Annotated in this window: 12 protein-coding genes; 6 read left to right on the top strand and 6 right to left on the bottom strand. The window is 67.8% G+C overall.

Translation table 11 applies throughout. The features are described 5' to 3' along the window. Nucleotides 1–60: 60 nt before the first annotated feature. Genes G0Q01_RS08210 through G0Q01_RS08195 form a run of 4 tightly spaced genes read left to right on the top strand, consistent with a single transcriptional unit; the run spans nt 61 to nt 3983 of the window. Nucleotides 61–1530, top strand: coding sequence for a PLP-dependent aminotransferase family protein (locus tag G0Q01_RS08210; RefSeq protein ID WP_164213268.1), 1470 nt, complete (start codon nt 61–63; stop codon nt 1528–1530). A gap of 10 nt (nt 1531–1540) precedes the next feature. Continuing rightward, the gene (locus G0Q01_RS08205) at nt 1541–2473 is read left to right on the top strand and encodes a bifunctional riboflavin kinase/FAD synthetase (RefSeq protein WP_164213267.1); all 933 of its coding nucleotides are present in this window, start codon (nt 1541–1543) and stop codon (nt 2471–2473) included. Then, the gene (locus G0Q01_RS08200; RefSeq protein ID WP_164198641.1) at nt 2470–2940 is read left to right on the top strand and encodes a YcgN family cysteine cluster protein; all 471 of its coding nucleotides are present in this window, start codon (nt 2470–2472) and stop codon (nt 2938–2940) included. Before G0Q01_RS08205 ends, G0Q01_RS08200 begins: the two co-directional genes overlap by 4 nt. Then, nucleotides 2940–3983, top strand: coding sequence for a low specificity L-threonine aldolase (locus G0Q01_RS08195; RefSeq protein WP_164213266.1), 1044 nt, complete (start codon nt 2940–2942; stop codon nt 3981–3983). Before G0Q01_RS08200 ends, G0Q01_RS08195 begins: the two co-directional genes overlap by 1 nt. A gap of 61 nt (nt 3984–4044) precedes the next feature. Here the strand turns inward: G0Q01_RS08195 and hspQ are convergent, their stop codons facing one another. After that, the gene (hspQ, locus tag G0Q01_RS08190) at nt 4045–4371 is read right to left on the bottom strand and encodes a heat shock protein HspQ (protein WP_108967822.1); all 327 of its coding nucleotides are present in this window, start codon (nt 4369–4371) and stop codon (nt 4045–4047) included. A gap of 222 nt (nt 4372–4593) precedes the next feature. On the opposite strand from hspQ, the gene G0Q01_RS08185 reads away from it, so the two are divergent. Further along, complete coding sequence (locus tag G0Q01_RS08185; RefSeq protein WP_164198639.1) at nt 4594–5190, top strand: lytic transglycosylase; 597 nt, start codon at nt 4594–4596, stop codon at nt 5188–5190. Between the two features lie 84 nt (nt 5191–5274). On the opposite strand, the gene G0Q01_RS08180 is transcribed toward G0Q01_RS08185, so the two are convergent. The 4 genes from G0Q01_RS08180 to dapE form a co-directional block, all read right to left on the bottom strand. Beyond that, nucleotides 5275–5856 (bottom strand): outer membrane lipoprotein carrier protein LolA, encoded by a 582-nt coding sequence (locus G0Q01_RS08180; RefSeq protein ID WP_108967302.1) that lies wholly within the window; start codon nt 5854–5856, stop codon nt 5275–5277. Between the two features lie 295 nt (nt 5857–6151). Next, on the bottom strand, nt 6152–9565 hold the full coding sequence (locus tag G0Q01_RS08175; protein WP_164213265.1) for a DNA translocase FtsK: 3414 nt from the start codon (nt 9563–9565) through the stop codon (nt 6152–6154). Between the two features lie 21 nt (nt 9566–9586). After that, nucleotides 9587–10768: an aminotransferase class I/II-fold pyridoxal phosphate-dependent enzyme gene (locus G0Q01_RS08170; RefSeq protein ID WP_164213264.1), complete on the bottom strand. Its 1182-nt coding sequence runs from the start codon at nt 10766–10768 to the stop codon at nt 9587–9589. 290 nt (nt 10769–11058) lie between these two features. Further along, nucleotides 11059–12201 carry a succinyl-diaminopimelate desuccinylase gene (dapE, locus tag G0Q01_RS08165; RefSeq protein WP_164213263.1) on the bottom strand — a complete coding sequence of 381 codons (1143 nt, stop codon included), beginning with the start codon at nt 12199–12201 and terminating at the stop codon, nt 11059–11061. Nucleotides 12202–12439: 238 nt separating this feature from the next. On the opposite strand from dapE, the gene rnr reads away from it, so the two are divergent. After that, on the top strand, nt 12440–14776 hold the full coding sequence (rnr, locus tag G0Q01_RS08160) for a ribonuclease R (protein WP_108967310.1): 2337 nt from the start codon (nt 12440–12442) through the stop codon (nt 14774–14776). On the opposite strand, the gene G0Q01_RS08155 is transcribed toward rnr, so the two are convergent. Beyond that, nucleotides 14748–15458 (bottom strand): glutathione S-transferase family protein, encoded by a 711-nt coding sequence (locus G0Q01_RS08155; RefSeq protein WP_164213262.1) that lies wholly within the window; start codon nt 15456–15458, stop codon nt 14748–14750. The two genes, rnr and G0Q01_RS08155, sit on opposite strands and share 29 nt — an antisense overlap. Nucleotides 15459–15482 lie beyond the last annotated feature (24 nt).

Raw genomic sequence — 15482 nt, 5'->3', positions numbered from 1 at the left:
AAGGGGGGAGGCCGCTTTTGGGGGCCTTCCCCTCTCCCACGCGCAGGATAGAGTGCCCAGATGGCAATCCCGGTCGAGACCTTCTTTCTGCGCCCCGGCGATCAGGGCACGCTGCAGGCACGGATCCAGCAGATGGTCGCCGAGGGCGTGCTCTCGGGCAGGTTTAGGCGCGGCGAGAAGATGCCCTCCACCCGGCGGCTGGCGGCGCATCTCGGGGTCAGCCGGATCACCGTCTCGCTGGCCTACACCGAGCTGCAGGCCTCGGACTACCTCACCTCGCGTGACCGTTCGGGCTATTACATCTCCGAAGGCGCCCCGGAGCCGCCGGACTTTCCCGAGACGCCGCGGGCCGAGCGGGTCGACTGGCAGCGCGCCATGGGGCGGCGCTTCGCGGCGGGGGCGGTGCCCGTGCGACCGTCCGACTGGGCCAGCTATCGATTCCCTTTCATCTACGGCCAAGCCGATCCGAAGCTCTTTGATCACGCCAACTGGCGACTTTGCGCGGTGCAGGCGCTGGGGGCACGCGACTTCGGCGCGCTGACCCAGGATTATTACGACAGGGACGATCCGCAGCTGGTGGAGTTCCTTGCCCGCCAGACCCTGCCCCGGCGCGGCATCCAGGCCAGGCCCGAGGAGATCCTGATCACCCTTGGCGCGCAGAACGCGCTCTGGCTGGCAAGCCAGATCCTGCTCTCGCCGGGGCGGCGGGCGGCGGTGGAGGACCCCTGCTACCCGGCGCTGCGGGTGCTGCTCGGTCAGACCGGCTGCGCGCTCTCGGCGGTTTCTGTAGACGCGCAGGGTCTGCCACCCGAGGCGGTGCCCGAGGGCACCGACGTGATCTTCACCACCCCCAGCCACCAGTGCCCGAGCGGCGCCACCCTGCCGCTGGAGCGGCGGCGCGCGCTGCTGGACCGGGCCCGCGCGCTTGAAGCGGTGATCGTCGAGGATGACTACGAGTTCGAGATGGCCTACCTGCAGCCACCCACCCCGGCGCTGAAGAGCCTCGATGGCGACGGCCGGGTTGTCTACGTCGGCAGCTTCTCGAAGTCGCTCTTTCCGGGCCTGCGGCTCGGCTATCTCGTCGGCGCCGAGCCCTTCATCCGCGAGGCACGCGCCCTGCGCGCCTCGGTGCTGCGCCACCCGCCGGGGCACATCCAGCGCACCGCTGCCCATTTTCTGAGCCTCGGCCACTACGACAGCCTGGTCCGGAGAATCGGCCGCGCGCTGGGGCAGCGGCGGCAGGTGATGGAGGCCGAGATCGCCCGCAATGGGCTGGAGGTGGCAGGCGTCGCGGCGCACGGCGGCTCGTCGTTCTGGATGCGCGCCCCCGAGGACGTCGATACCGCCGAGCTTTGCGCGACGTTGCAGCGCGAAAGCGTGCTGATCGAGCCCGGTGCGCCTTTCTTCCAGCGGGGAGACGGGCGGCGGAATTTCTACCGCCTCGGCTACAGTTCCATTCCCTCGGAGCGCATCGCCGAGGGGCTGCAGCACATCGCGCTGGCGCTTGCACGTCCCCGCAGTCGAGGCTAGGGCTTTGCCCATGCGGACCATCCGGGATTACCAGTCAACCGAGCGTCGCGACCGCGGCGCCAGCGTCGCCATCGGCAATTTCGATGGCGTGCACATCGGTCATCGCGCGGTGATCGAGCTGGCCCGGGAAAAGGCCGGAGGCGCCCCTTTCGGCGTGCTGACGTTCGAGCCGCATCCGCGTGAGTTCTTCGCCCCCGATGCCCCGCCCTTCCGGCTGATGTCCGCCAAGGCGCGCGCCTCGCGGCTGGAAAAGCTGGGCGTCGAGCGGCTCTACGAGCTGCCCTTCGACGCCGCGCTGGCCGCGCTCACGCCCGAGCAGTTCGCCCGCGAGGTGCTGGTGGACGGGCTTGGCCTCAGCCATGTGGTGGTCGGCGCCGACTTCTGCTTCGGCAAGGGCCGCGCGGGCCGGGTCGCGGACCTGCAGCGCTTCGGCGAAGACATGGGCTTCGGCGTCACCGTGGCCGAGCTCCTTGGCACCGCAGGCGGCGAGATCAGCTCGACCGCGATCCGCCGGGCGCTGTCGGAGGGCGATCCGCGCGCGGCCAAGGCGCAACTCGGCCACTGGCACCGGATCGAGGGCGAGGTGGTCGGCGGCCACCAGCTTGGCCGGACCCTCGGTTATCCCACCGCCAACATGAGCATCGACGGGCTGCACCCGCCGCGCTACGGCGTCTATGCCGTGCTGGTGGACGTGCTGACCGGCCCGCACAAAGGCAGCTACCACGGCGTCGCCTCGCTGGGCGTACGCCCGATGTTCGGCGAGAACAGCGCCAACCTTGAAACCTTCCTCTTCGATTTCTCCGGCGATCTCTACGGCGCGGTTCTGTCGGTCGGGCTGGTCGAGTTCCTCCGCCCCGAGATGAAGTTCGACGGGCTCGAGGCTCTGATCTCCCAGATGGACTGCGACAGCGCCGAGGCCCGCCGTATTCTGGACGCCCTATGACCGACCACATCGACCGCAAGGGGCTCACCCCGCGCTTCTGGGAAAAGAAGCCGCTCTCCAAGCTCAATGACAAGGAGTGGGAGGCGCTCTGCGACGGCTGCGGCAAGTGCTGCCTCAACAAGCTCGAGGACGAGGAAACCGGCGAGGTCGCGCTGACCTGCGTGTCCTGCCGCCTGCTCGACGACGAGTCCTGCCTCTGCTCCAACTACGAGATCCGGCACCAGTTCGTGCCGGAATGCATCGTCCTGCGCCCCGACAATATCGACGAACACGCCTACTGGATGCCCGAGACCTGCGCCTATCGGCTGCTGTGGCAGGGCAAGCCGCTCTTCGACTGGCACCCGCTGATCTCGGGCGACCCCGAGAGCGTCCATGCCGCCGGCGTGTCCATGCGTGGCCGCACCGTGCCCGAGTTCGAAGTCGGCGAGGACGACTGGGAAGATTACATTATCGAGGAGCCCACCTGATGTTCTTTGCCTCCGACAATTCCGGCCCCATCCCTCCGCAGGTGCTCGAGGCGCTGACCCGCGCCAACGAGGGCCACACCTCGGGCTACGGGTCGGACGCGCTGTCTGTGCAGGTGGCGGAGCGCATCCGCGATCTCTTCGAGGCTCCCGAGGCGGCCGTCTACCTGGTACCCACCGGCACCGCGGCGAATTCGCTGGCGCTAGCAACGCTCTGCCCGCCCTACGGCACGGTCTTCTGTTCGCCGGTGGCCCACATCCACGAGGACGAGTGCAACGCGCCCGAGTTCTACTCCGGCGGGGCCAAGCTGACGCTGGTCAAGGGCGGCGACCGCATGACCCCCGAGGCGCTGCGCGCGGCGATCGAGGGCGAAGGCAACCGCGGCGTGCACGGGCCGAAGCGCGGCCCGGTGTCGATCACCCAGCTCACCGAGAAGGGCAACTACTATACGATCGACGAGCTGCGTGCGCTGACCGCCGTGGCCCGCGAGTATGGCCTGCCGGTCCACCTCGACGGCGCGCGCTTTGCCAATGCCGCGGTGAAGCTCGGCGCCACTCCGGCCGAAATGAGCTGGAAGTCCGGCGTCGACATCTGCGTCTTCGGCGGCACCAAGAACGGGCTGATGGGCGTCGAGGCGGTGGTGATCTTCGATCCCGCCAAGGCCGAGGAATTCGAGTATCGCCGCAAGCGCGGCGCGCATCTCTTCTCCAAGCACCGCTACCTGGCGGCGCAGATGGACGCCTACCTGACGGATGACCTCTGGAAGGATCTGGCGGAGAAGGCCAACGCGCGCTGCGACCAGCTGCTGCAAGGTCTCAAGGGGCTGGGGCTGACGGTGCACAACGACACGCATGCCAACATGGTCTTCTTCGAGATGCCGCGCGCCGCGCACCGCAAGGTGCTGGAGGCCGGAGCGGTCTACTACCCGTCGGGCGATCTGGAGGGCGACGATGTCGAGCTGCTCACCGGCCGCCTGGTCTGCGACTGGTCGCTGCAACCCGCGGATGTGAGCGCTTTCCTCGACCTGCTGCGGGACGCTGCCTGACCCCGGCGCGGTCGAAATTTCTTCGAAGACATCGGCAAGAGCCTTCCAAGGCTCTTGCTCTTCAGTTCATCTGGAAGTGCAACTCGTAGCTGCCGTCGACAAAGGCACCGAAGAGGTCAGGAATGTCCGGGTGCTCGACCGGCTCGCCGGAATAATCTGCGACCAGGTTCTGCTCCGACACGTAGGCCACGTAGAAGCTCTGCTCGTTCTCGGCCAGCAGGTGGTAGAACGGTTGCTCACGGCGCGGGCGCGACTCCTCGGGAATGGCCTCATACCACTCCTCGGTATTGCTGAACTCTGGGTCGACATCGAAGACCACGCCGCGGAACGGGTGCTTGCGATGGCGGACGACCTGGCCCAGATGATATTTCGCGCGCGCTGTGTGCATGTTCACCTCTGAGAACAATTTTTGACATTTTTGCGGCAATAAGTCCAATGCCTTGCCGGGCATCGGAGGAAACACACTGTGAACACCGGGCCGACAGTATGGCAGAGATCCGCCGACCCGAGGTGAAGGAATTGTGATTCCAACGCGGGTGGCTTTGCGGTAAAATCCCTGTCAACAAAAGGCAAAAAGACTTCCAGAAGAGCAGAAAAAAGCGAGAGGCAGATGAGCAGATGGCTTCGCGCGGCGACGCTGGTGTTGTTGGCCGCGTCCTGCGGAGGCGGCGGTGCAGGCCGCGCCCCGAACAATCTAGAAGACGCATGCGCCATCATACGTGAGCGACCCCAGTATATCCGCGCGTTCCGCGACGCGGAGCGCAAATGGGGTGTGCCGGTGCATGTGCAGATGGCGACGATCTATCAGGAAAGCAAATTCATCTCGGACGCGCGGACCCCGTTCCGCTATGCGCTCGGGGTGATTCCCTATGGCCGGCAAAGCTCGGCCTTCGGCTACAGTCAGGCGCTGGACGGCACCTGGGACGAATACCTCAAGGAAACCGGCCGCTGGCGCGCCGACCGCGACGACATCCGCGACGCGACGGATTTCATGGGCTGGTACATGGCCGGCAGCCGCGATCGGCTGGGAATCAGTCTGCGCGACGCACGCAACCAATACCTTGCCTATCACGAGGGCCGGGGCGGCTTCTCGCGCGGGACCTACAACAGCAAGTCCTGGCTGCTGCGCGTGGCCGAGGACGTGGGCAACCGCGCCGTGGTCTACGAGGTGCAGCTGGCCAATTGCCGGCAGGCGCGCCGCTGGTAGGCCAGCGCCAAGGAAACGCGAAAGGCCGGGCACTGCGCCCGGCCTTCTGCGTCTTGGCGATGATGCGGGCCGCGCGGGGCCGCCTTATTTCACCCGGTTCACGTCGAAGACGGAGTTCGGCAGCTGCGCATTGCTCAGCGCGCCGAGCACGACGGTGGTCTTGGCGCCATTGCCATCGGTGATCACCCATTGCCGCAGCTGCACCGGGTTCGCGGTGAACTTCATCTGGATCGAGCCGCGATCCGGATGCTGCGGATCCTGCGCGGTCACCGTGGTGGCGGTACCGTCATATCCGTGACCGGTCACCATGCCGGCGCGGCCAAGGTTGACGTTGCGGTCGAGGATGATCGACAGCGGGGTCTGGCTCAGCGGGTAGGTTTCGGGCTGCCCGCCCAGCTTCTTGTCAAAGACATAGACCGCCCCTGCCCAGGCCAGCACGAGCGCCTGGTCCGGCGGATTGTACTCGAAGCGCACCTTGCCCGGGCGCTTGATCGAGATCGTGCCGGTCGAGATCGAGCCGTCGCCGTTGATCTGGGTGAACTGTCCTTTCGCGGACTGGATCGAGTTCAGGTACTGGGACACCTCGCCCAGCGAGAGCTTCTGCGCCGCCGCCGGCAGCGTGGTGAGCACCAGCGCCGTGAGCGCGGCGATGAGAGTGCGGATCATTCTTCAGGTCCTTCTGGCCGTGGTCTGCCCGACTGTCGCACACCGCGGCGCGGCTATGCGATATCACGCAGGCGTTGAAGCCTATCTAGGGCTTGCGGCGGGGCGATCAAAGCCCCCGCCTCGGCCCGGCGGCGCAGCTCCGCGCAAGACGGGGGACTCCGGCCCCGCCCTGCGGGCGCTTCCCGGGGGTAGGCGCACATAGAAGAAGAGGCCCGGGAGCGCGCGCTCCCGGGCCTCTTCTCTTTTCAGATACGCAGGTCCCTGAGGGGCCACAGGCGTGGCGCCGGGACAGAGCTCACTGCTCGGGGACGAGGATCTCGCGCTTGCCGACGTGGTTGGCCGACGAGACGACGCCCTCGTCCTCCATCTGCTCCACCAGGCGTGCGGCCTTGTTGTAGCCGATGCCGAGCTTGCGCTGGATGTAGGAGGTCGAGCACTTGCGGTCCTTGACGACGATGGCCACCGCCTGGTCGTAGAGCGCATCCTCGCCGTCGGTGTTGCCGCCGGTGTTGAGACCCAGCACCGCGTCGATATTCTCGGCCTTCTCGTCGTCCGGGCCCTGCACCACGCCGTTGACGTATTCGGGCGGGCCGAAGGCCTTGAGGTGGTTCACCACCTCCTCGACCTCTTCGTCGCTCACAAAAGGACCGTGGCAGCGGGTGATGCGCGCGCCGCCAGCCATGTAGAGCATGTCGCCCATGCCCAGCAGCTGCTCGGCACCCATCTCGCCGAGGATGGTGCGGCTGTCGATTTTCGAGGTCACCTGGAAGGAGATCCGGGTGGGGAAGTTGGCCTTGATGGTGCCGGTGATCACGTCCACCGAGGGGCGCTGCGTGGCCATGATCAGGTGGATGCCCGAGGCACGGGCCATCTGCGCGAGGCGCTGGATGCAGGCCTCGATCTCCTTGCCCGCGACCATCATCAGGTCGGCCATCTCGTCGACGATGACGACGATGTAGGGCATCTTGCGCGGCTCGAACTCCTCGGTCTCGAACACCGGCTCGCCGGTCTCGTCGTCGAAGCCGGTCTGGACGGTGCGCTTGAACATCTCGCCCTTTTTCAGTGCTTCGGCGACGCGGCCGTTGTAGCCGTCGATGTTGCGCACGCCCATCTTTGACATCTTGCGGTAGCGGTCTTCCATCTCGCCCACCACCCACTTGAGCGCCACGACGGCCTTCTTGGGGTCGGTGACCACGGGGCTCAGCAGGTGCGGGATGCCGTCGTAGACGGAAAGTTCCAGCATCTTGGGGTCGATCATCACCAGCCGCAGATCCTCGGGGGTCAGCTTGTAGAGCAGCGACAGGATCATCGTGTTGATCGCCACCGACTTGCCCGAGCCTGTGGTGCCGGCGATCAGCAGGTGCGGCATCTTGGCGAGGTTGGCCACGACCGGATCGCCGCCGATGTCCTTGCCGAGCGCCAGCGGCAGGCGCTGGGTGCCGTTGTCGTAGTCGCGGCTCGACAGGATCTCGCGGAACGAGACCATCTCGCGCTTGTCGTTGGGCAGTTCGATGCCGATCACCGAGCGGCCCGGCACGGTCGAGACCCGCGCCGAAAGCGCCGACATCGAGCGCGCGATGTCGTCGGCGAGGCCGATGACACGGCTGGCCTTGAGGCCCGGCGCGGGCTCGAGCTCGTACATGGTGACCACGGGGCCGGGGCGGACCGAGACGATCTCGCCCTTCACGCCGTAGTCGTCGAGCACCGATTCCAGCATCCGCGCGTTCTCTTCCAGCGCCTCATCCGAGAGTACGTGACGCTCGATGTTCTCTGCGCTGGCCAAGAGGTGCAGCGGCGGCAGCTCGTAGTCGATGGTGTTCTCGGTGAAATGCAGCGCCGGCTGTGCCTCGGCCTGGGCGCGGCGCGAGGGCTGCATCGGTTTGGGCTCGGGTTTCTGCACCACTTTGCGGGGCTGGGCGACCGGAATCTCCGGGCGTGAGGCGCCATCGCTGGACCAGCTCTGGACGTAATCCTCCTCGTCGCCCTCCTCGTCGAGGTCGTAGTCGCGGGACGCGGCCTCCACGTAGGCATCGCCGTAGCCATCGTCATCGCCGTCGGAGGTGAAATCGTCCGAATAGTCGTCCTCGGCGAAATCTTCCTCGGCAAGCGGCTGCGCGGCGTAGCGATCCTCGGCGCGGGGCCGGGCCGCCGGAACGGGCTGCGCGCCATAGGCCGCAGAGGCCTCGTCGCCGTAATCGTCAAAGTCACGGTAGTCATCGAAGCCCTGCGCGCCTGCACCGGCCTCTGCCAGAGCGTCATAGGGATCCTCGGCGTGGGTGAAGGGCGCGGGCCCCGAGGTCTGGGCATAGCCCTGCCGCGCGGCGAGGTGCTCGGGCGCCGGCGGCACGGCCCGCGAGGCGGAGAGCGGCGGCTCGGGCGGCAGCTCCTGTGCCGCATGCGCGGCGGTCAGCGGCGGCTCGGCGCGCAAGAGCTGCGTCGGCTTGTAGATCAGCGGCGCCGGGCCACGGCCACGGCCCTTGGTCAGCGGCTTGCTAGGATCCTCGGTGCGGCTCGAACTGCCGAAGGAGGGCATGGAGGGACGCCGGCGGCTCTTCACCGCGTGGGCGATCTTGGCGCGGATCCGGTCCTCGCCATTGTCGGGTTCGATCGGCAAGAGCTCGACCTCGTCGTCATAATAGGGTTCGGGATCCGGCTCGACCCGGCGGGTGATGCGGGCCAGAAGGCCCGGCTTCTTCACCGGCTCGGGTGCCGGGCGCGGGGTGGGTGCTGGGGCGGGCGCCGGTGCGGCGGCCTGCTCCCATGCCTGCATCTGCGCGTAGGCATAGGCATCGTCCTCGTCGAGCAGCTCGGGCTCTTCGGGTTCCAGCTCGAGCGGCGGCGGGGCGGCTCGGCGCACCCGCGAGACCGGGCGCGGCGCCTGCACCGGTGGCTCGGGATCATAGTCTTGCGGGTCGTAGTCCTGCGGGTAGTCCTGCGCCTGCTCGGTGTCGCCATAGCGCGTGGCAGCCCAGGCCTCCGCCTCGGCGGCTTCCTCGGCGCGGCGGGCGCGGCGGTCGGAATGGGCGGCCTGCGCCTTGTGCGCGGCGGCCATCGCGCCGCCGGCCCCACGGCCCAGCAGGTTCAGCAGCGAGGCATAGGACATGATCAGCCCGACCAGCAGGAACCGCGCAACGTTTTGCAATTCAAGCTTGGTGAAGCCCAGAACGAAAGCCCCCAGCGCGAGCAGGCCAACGCCCAGAAGCACGGTCAGCAGTTTCAGCCCGAAGCCCGCGCTCAGAGGCAGGATGCCGAGCGCCGTGCCCATCATCATGTCCCCGAAAAGTCCGCCAAGACCGAAGCTGTGGGTCCATTCCGGCCCGGTGGTGAGCCCGGCGGCATAGACCGAGGCCAGCGCGATCCAGATCGGCGCGAAGACGACGCGCGAGAGCGCCCGGTCGTCACCGCGGTGCAGGGCGAAACGCACACCCCAGACCAGCAGCACCAACGCGATGCCCCAGCTGCCGAGACCGACGATCATGAAAAGCGGCGCGGCGATCGAGGCGCCGAGCCGGCCGAGCCAGTTCTGCACCGGCGCGTCGGTGGCCGAGAGCCACGACGGATCGTCCGGCGTGTAGGACCCGATCATCGCCGCCGCCAGAAGGCCGAGAACGATCAGGGCGATGCCGCCGAGCTCCCTGCCCCGCTTCTCGATCGCGGCCTGCATGTTGCTGTCGAAGAGCGGGTCACGCCCCTTCACCTGATATGCCATCGCTCGCCTCGTCGTTTTTTCTTATTGCCCGTACAGGCAGTCCCGGATCCGGGTCAGCCCGCGCTCGGTTTCCTCGCGGGAGGCCACCAGTGCCACGCGCAGGAACCCCTTCCCCGGATTTCCCGCCTCGGTGTCACGCGACAGGTAGGCGCCCGGCAGCACGCGCACGCCGGTCTCTTTCCAGAGCTTCAACGCCGCGGCCTCGCCATCCTCGACCGGCAGCCAGAGGAAGAACCCTGCCTGCGGCGGCATGTAGCCCGGCACGTTGCCGAAGATGCGGTCCGCCAGCTCGAACTTCTCGAGATAGAGGGCGCGGTTCTCTTCCACATGCGTCTCGTCGGCCCAGGCCCGCTCGGACACGCGCTGCACGGGCAAGGGCAGCGGCGCGCCGGCAAAGGACCGGTGCTGCTTGATCCGGCGCAGGCTCTCGGGCCCGCCCGCCACGAATCCCGAGCGCAGCCCGGGCAGGTTCGAGCGCTTCGACAGCGAGTGGAAGATCACCACCCGCTCGGGATCGGCGCCCATCTCGCTCGCCACCTGCAGCGCGCCCATTGGGGCCTCGCCGCGATAGATCTCGGAGTAGCACTCATCCGCGAGGATCTGGAAGTCATGTTTCTCGCCAAGCGCGATCAGCGTCTGCCAGTAGCCTTGGTCGGCCACGGCGCCCTGCGGGTTGGCGGGCGAGCAAAGGTAGACCAGCGCAGTGCGGGCGAGAACGTCCTCGGGCAGACCCGCGATGTCGGGCAGATGGCCGGTCGCCTCGGTCGCGTTCACATAGACCGGCTCGGCGCCGACCGAGAGTCCGGCCACCGCATAGACCTGGTAGAAGGGGTTTGGCATCACCACCAGCGGTTGCTGGCCGTTCTTGGTCTCCGGGCAGAGCGCCATGGCGGCATTGTAGAGCCCCTCGCGGGTGCCGTTCACCGTGCTCACCTGCGTGTCGGGATCGACGGTCACGCCGTAGCGGCGGGCGATCCACGCGGCGATGGTGGCGCGCAGTTCCGGTGTGCCCTCGTTGGGCGGGTATTTGCCGAACTCATGAACCGACTCGGCCAGCACCTCGCCGACGAACGCCGGGAAGGCGTGCTTCGGCTCGCCGATGGTCATGTGGATGACCTCGCCGCCGGGCTCGAAGGAATCGAGCAACGCCCGCAGGCGCGGAAACGCGTAAGCCGGAAGGTTCGAAAACCGTTCGGGGAACATGCCAATACTGCCTCTGTAAGTCGGGATCGTATGCGCCCCGTTTGCGCCAGAGGATACGCAAGGCAACGGGCTTCGTCTACCGCAACTCCACGCGGCGCGGGGGGCGTGGCAGGAATGTCGCAGCGCGGCAAAATTTTTGGCGCGCGACGGGACCGGGGAGAATTCCAACGTCACCCCGGCGACTTAGCGCGGCCCTGCCGTGGCGGAGGCCAGATGCGAAGGGGGCGAATCCCACCGCTACCCGCTCCGGGCAGCGGGCCCGGCGCGGGCTTTGACGGGCCCTTCCCGCCTCAGGCGAAATACGCGCGCAGCATCCGGGTATAGATCGCCTTGAGCTGGGTGATCTGGGCCACTTCTACGTTCTCGTCGACCTGGTGCAGTGTCTTGCCGACGAGGCCGAATTCGACCACCGGGCAGTGGTGCCGCACGAAGCGCGCGTCCGAGGTGCCCCCTGTGGTCGAGAGCACGGGGGTGCGGCCGGTCTCGGCCTCGACCGATTGCGCCACCAGGTCCGAGAGCGGCCCCGGCGGGGTCAGGAAGGCCTCCCCCGAGATCTTGATCTTCAGCTCCGTGCGGGTGCCGAACTCGGCATCGACCTTGGCCGTCTCGGCGCGCAGCCAGTCCGAGAGCGAGGCGCCGCTGTGGGTGTCGTTGAAGCGGATGTTGAGGGTGGCGCGGGTTTGCGCCGGCACGACGTTGGTTGCCGGGTTGCCGGTGTCGATGGTCACCACCGCCAGCGTCGAGGGGTCGAAATGCTGGGTGCCCTCGTCGAGCACGTGGCTCGACAGCCGGTCCATCAGCCGCGCCATGGCCGGCATCGGGTTGAGCGCGCGGTGCAGGTAGGCCGAATGGCCCTGCTTGCCGGTCATGGTGAAATGCGCGTTCATCGAGCCGCGGCGGCCGATCTTCATCATGTCGCCCATCTCTTCGGGGCAGGTCGGCTCGCCGACGATGCAGATCGACATCTTCTCGCCCTCGGCCTCCATGTAGTCGAGCAGAGCCGTGGTGCCATCCAGCGCGTCCCCCTCCTCGTCGCCGGTGATGGTCAGGACGATGGCGCCCTCGGGCGGGGTCTCTTTCACGAAGTCCACCGCCGCGGCGGCGAAGGCGGCGACGCCCGACTTCATGTCGGTCGCGCCGCGCCCGTACATGATGCCGTCTTTCACCTCGGCGCCGAAGGGATCGACGGTCCAGGCGGCTACATCGCCCACCGGCACCACATCAGTGTGACCGTTGAAACCGAAGGTGCTGGCGTGGCCCTTTTCGCCCCAGCGGGCGAAGAGGTTGGACACCCCGCCCCGATCGACCCGGGTGCAGGCAAAGCCCGCCGCTTCCAGCATTCCCTGCAGCAACACCAGCGCGCCGCCCTCCTCGGGGGTGACCGACGGGCAACGGATGAGGTCGGCGGTAAGCTGAACGGGATCGGTGGTCATGAGCGCATCTCCGGGCGTGGTTTGCCCTTGGCTACCGCGCGGCGCGCGCGCGTGCAAATGCGATGGCGGCGGCGAAGAGAAGAAGAGGGCTCTGCCCCCGCCGCCTGCGGCGGCTCCCCCGGGATATTTATGTTCAGGCGAAGAGGCGGGCGCGGCGGCAAACCCGGCGGTTGCCGCAGAGGTGAGACCGCGAGAGAATCGCGATGACGCTGCCCGCCGCCCATGCTACGGCTGCGGCATGAGCAAATTGCCTTCGAAAGCCGAGATCCTCGACTGGATCACCGCGCACCCGACCCAGACCGCGAAACGCGACATCGCCAAGGCCTTTGGCATCAAGGGCGCTGCGCGGATTGACCTCAAGCGCATCCTCAAGGAGCTCGAGGCCGAGGGGCACCTGGAGAAACGCCACAAGACCTACCGTGACCCCGACCGGCTGCCGCCGGTCTCGGTGCTGCAGGTCAGGGCGCCGGACGAGAATGGTGATCTTTTCGCGCAGCCACTGGAATGGCACGGCGAGGGCGTCGAGCCGATCGTGCTGTTGGTCCTGCGCGCCTCCGACCCGGCGCTCGGCGAGGGCGACCGCATCCTTGCCAAACTGCAGGTGGTGCACGAAGCCGACCACAACTACGAGGCGCGGCTCATTCGCAAGATCGGTGTCAGCCCGCGCAAGATCGTCGGCATCTTCCGCAAGGGCCCCGAGGGCGGGCGCATCGTGCCGATCGACAAGGGCGCCGACAAGGAATGGCTGGTGGCCCCCGATGCCATGGGCGGCGCCAAGGATGGCGAGCTGGTGGAGGCCGAGCAGGCCGGACCGCGCGCCTCGCGCATGGGGCTGCCGAAGGCGCGCATCGTGATGCGGCTTGGCGATCCGTCGGAACCCAAGGCGGTCTCGCTCATCGCCATCCACCAGCACGGCATTCCCGACGACTTCCCGGCCAAGGTGCTGGAAGAGGCCGACCGGATGAAGCCCGCGGGCCTCAAGGGCCGCACCGACCTGCGCGAGCTGCCGCTGGTGACCATCGACCCCGCCGACGCGCGCGACCATGACGACGCCTGCTTCGCCGAGCCCGACACGGATCCGAAGAACCCCGGCGGCCATGTCATCTGGGTCGCCATCGCCGACGTGGCGCATTACGTGCTGCCGGGCTCGCAGCTCGACCGCGAGGCCAAGAAGCGCGGCAACTCGAGCTACTTCCCCGACCGCGTCGTGCCGATGCTGCCAGACCGGCTGTCGGGTGACCTGTGCTCGCTGCACGAGGGCGTGCCGCGCGCCTGCATCGCGGTGCGCATGGTGATCGACGCCGAGGGCAACAAGCGCTCGCATGAGTTCCAGCGCGGGTTGATGCGCTCGCCCGCCTCGCTGAACTACGCCGAAGTGCAGGCGGCGATGGACGGCCAGCCCAACGACAAGACCGGGCCGCTTCTGGAGGATGTGATCCGCCCGCTCTACGCAGCCTACAACGCGCTGCGCGCCGCGCGAGAACGGCGCCAGCCGCTCGACCTCGAGCTGCCCGAGCGCAAGATCGTTCTGGCCGAGGATGGCACCGTGGCGTCGGTCAACTTCGTCGATCGGCTCGACGCGCACAAGTTGATCGAGGAGTTCATGATCCTCGCCAACGTGGCGGCAGCGGAGACGCTGATCGCCAAGCGCACACCCCTGCTCTTCCGCGTGCACGAGGAGCCGCCGCCCGAAAAGCTTGACGCGCTGCGCGAGACCGCGCTGGCCTCTGGGCTGACGCTGGCCAAGGGGCAGGTGCTGAAGACCGCGCATCTCAACAAGCTGCTGCACGACGCGGCGGGGCGCGAGGATGCCGAGCTGATAAACCTCGCCACGCTGCGTTCGATGACGCAGGCCTATTACAACCCCGAGAACTTCGGCCACTTCGGCCTGGCGCTGCGCAACTACGCGCATTTCACCTCGCCGATCCGCCGCTATTCGGACCTCATCGTGCACCGCGGCCTCATCACCGCGCACGGTTGGGGCGACGACGGGCTGAGCCAGGAGGACATCGAGCGGCTGCAGCAGACCGCCGAGCACATCTCGGACACCGAGCGGCGCTCGATGATGGCCGAGCGCGACACCACCGACCGCTACCTCGCGGCCTACCTGTCGGAGCGCGTCGGCGCGGAATTCGGCGGGCGGATCAGCGGTATCGCCAAGTTCGGGGTCTTCGTGAAGCTCGACGAGAGCGGTGCCGACGGGCTGGTGCCGATCCGCAACCTCGGCAACGAGTTCTTCCACTTCGACCGCGACGCGGGCACGCTGATGGGCGCCGACACCGGCACGCTGATCACGCTGGGCCTGCGGGTGCGGGTGAAGCTGGTGGACGTGACGCCGGTGACCGGCGGCATCGGGCTGGAACTGCTGGAACTGGCGGGCGAGGCGGTCGAGGCCCCGCGCCACCGCAAGCCCGCGGGCTACGGGCGGTTCAAGAAAACCCCCGGTGGCAAGGGCGGGCCGAAAGGCAAGGGCGGCAAGGGCAAGGGACCCGCACGCCGCAAGGACGTGCAGGCCCGCGCCAAGGACGCCAAGACCGCCCGCAAGGTCAGCCGGACACGTAAATCCGATCGTTGAGCGGCGCGTAGAGCGTCTCTCGACCGCGCGCGACGTAGTCCATCAGCGGCTGCCGCGCGCGGAGCGCCCGGCGCAGCGCGGTCTCGCCGGGCAGCCGGTCGATCATGCTCAGTACAGGCAGCGCAGAGGCATCCGCAGCCGAGGGCCGTGCGCCGAAGAGCCACGGCCCCTCACCCAGCACGGCGACCAGCGCATCGAGGTCCATTTCCGCCAGCGTGCAGCGGTCCTCCTCCGAATAGCGCGCGATCCCCTGCCACGTCATGCCCTGCCGCTGGCTTTCCTGCACCTTGGCCTCGAGCCCGTCGGGCATGTCCTTGAACACATGCGGGAAGAACTGCGGCCAGACGCGGGCATCGAGCCAGCGGTCGTGCACCAGCTGCAACCGCAGGCTGTCCTCGGCCAGGCGCATCACCGCATGGGCCATGCCGCGCGCGGCACCGTCGAAGCCGGGAAAGACATCCGCCCCCTGCGCCTCCAGCCAAGTCTGGATGAGCGCGCTGTCGGGCACCGCGCCCTGCGGCGTCTCCAGCACCGGCAACTTGCCATAGGGCCCCTCGGGTATCCGCAGGAATCGCGGCTGCCAGTCGAGGCCGGACATTTCCAGCAGGATCATCGCCTTCACGCAGAAGGGACTGTTGGACGGCTCGCCGAGCGCGGGCGGTAGAGAAATCAGGGTCAGCATGGAATGGGTCCTTTTCGGGACTTG

It is taken from the genome of Salipiger sp. PrR007 (assembly GCF_010499845.1).
In the GTDB taxonomy this organism is placed as follows: Bacteria; Pseudomonadota; Alphaproteobacteria; order Rhodobacterales; family Rhodobacteraceae; genus Salipiger; species Salipiger pacificus_A.
This window is presented reverse-complemented; position numbering and strand designations above follow the sequence as displayed.

What these genes read in the sequence shown, in the direction of transcription:
- G0Q01_RS08210 (WP_164213268.1), top strand. Translation starts at nt 61, where the DNA reads ATGGCAATCCCGGTCGAGACCTTCTTTCTGCGCCCCGGCGATCAGGGC.
- G0Q01_RS08205 (WP_164213267.1), top strand. Translation starts at nt 1,541, where the DNA reads ATGCGGACCATCCGGGATTACCAGTCAACCGAGCGTCGCGACCGCGGC.
- G0Q01_RS08200 (WP_164198641.1), top strand. Translation starts at nt 2,470, where the DNA reads ATGACCGACCACATCGACCGCAAGGGGCTCACCCCGCGCTTCTGGGAA.
- G0Q01_RS08195 (WP_164213266.1), top strand. Translation starts at nt 2,940, where the DNA reads ATGTTCTTTGCCTCCGACAATTCCGGCCCCATCCCTCCGCAGGTGCTC.
- hspQ (WP_108967822.1), bottom strand. Translation starts at nt 4,371, where the DNA reads ATGCACACAGCGCGCGCGAAATATCATCTGGGCCAGGTCGTCCGCCAT.
- G0Q01_RS08185 (WP_164198639.1), top strand. Translation starts at nt 4,594, where the DNA reads ATGAGCAGATGGCTTCGCGCGGCGACGCTGGTGTTGTTGGCCGCGTCC.
- G0Q01_RS08180 (WP_108967302.1), bottom strand. Translation starts at nt 5,856, where the DNA reads ATGATCCGCACTCTCATCGCCGCGCTCACGGCGCTGGTGCTCACCACG.
- G0Q01_RS08175 (WP_164213265.1), bottom strand. Translation starts at nt 9,565, where the DNA reads ATGGCATATCAGGTGAAGGGGCGTGACCCGCTCTTCGACAGCAACATG.
- G0Q01_RS08170 (WP_164213264.1), bottom strand. Translation starts at nt 10,768, where the DNA reads ATGTTCCCCGAACGGTTTTCGAACCTTCCGGCTTACGCGTTTCCGCGC.
- dapE (WP_164213263.1), bottom strand. Translation starts at nt 12,201, where the DNA reads ATGACCACCGATCCCGTTCAGCTTACCGCCGACCTCATCCGTTGCCCG.
- rnr (WP_108967310.1), top strand. Translation starts at nt 12,440, where the DNA reads ATGAGCAAATTGCCTTCGAAAGCCGAGATCCTCGACTGGATCACCGCG.
- G0Q01_RS08155 (WP_164213262.1), bottom strand. Translation starts at nt 15,458, where the DNA reads ATGCTGACCCTGATTTCTCTACCGCCCGCGCTCGGCGAGCCGTCCAAC.